Here is a 273-nt window from a genome sequence, read left to right on the forward strand (position 1 = left end):
GGCGGCGACGGCGGCCAAGACCGCCGCCCTCATATAGCGGCCGAAGACCAACGCCCTGCCCTCGCCCGTCGGCTGGTTGGCGATCTTGGGAAAGGCGAGGACGCCAAAGATGCTCGATACCCCGGTGACGCCCCTCGAGACCACGGTGGCGACGACGAAGAGTCCGAGGTCCGCGGCCGCCAGCAAAACCGAAATCAACAGCTGATCCAGACGTTCGCCGACGATCTTGGCGACCTCGCCGACGTGGACCTTCAACCCGTAGCGTAGCAGGTC

1 protein-coding gene is annotated in these 273 nt (G+C 65.9%); it reads right to left on the reverse strand.

The genetic code is table 11. The features are described 5' to 3' along the window. On the reverse strand, positions 1-273 hold a 273-nt coding region (locus L9G74_RS20570), incomplete at both ends, for a polysaccharide biosynthesis protein (protein WP_238898621.1).

The sequence above is a fragment of the Shewanella electrica genome, from assembly GCF_022321485.1.
In the GTDB taxonomy this organism is placed as follows: Bacteria; Pseudomonadota; Gammaproteobacteria; order Enterobacterales; family Shewanellaceae; genus Shewanella; species Shewanella electrica.